1 pseudogene is annotated in these 309 nt (G+C 37.9%); it reads right to left on the reverse strand.

From position 1 onward, the window contains the following. A pseudogene (locus tag AOA59_RS00505) lies at positions 1–309 on the reverse strand (phosphate--acyl-ACP acyltransferase); the annotation flags it as partial.

Here is a 309-nt window from a genome sequence, read left to right on the forward strand (position 1 = left end):
AGATGAACCATGTGCCTTAATGACTGGAGCACTTAAACCAAATAAGCCTGCACCGCCATATTCGGAATAATCCATCTTCATCTTCACTTTCTTAAACGAAGGCTTTAATACTCCAGCTGCTAATTTATTTTTCAATGATGAAGTAAGTTCATCCTTCAGTAATGAAAATAAAGATAATGCAGTTCCTTCAATCGTTTTTAACACAAGATTTCCTGAAAAACCGTCACATACTACAACATCCGCTACACCATCTAGAAGGTCTCTCGCCTCCACATTTCCAACAAATTCTAAAGAACTGTTCTGCAGGAG

The organism is Pseudomonas sp. 2822-15 (assembly GCF_002742515.1).
In the GTDB taxonomy this organism is placed as follows: domain Bacteria; phylum Pseudomonadota; class Gammaproteobacteria; order Pseudomonadales; family Pseudomonadaceae; genus Aquipseudomonas; species Aquipseudomonas salomonii.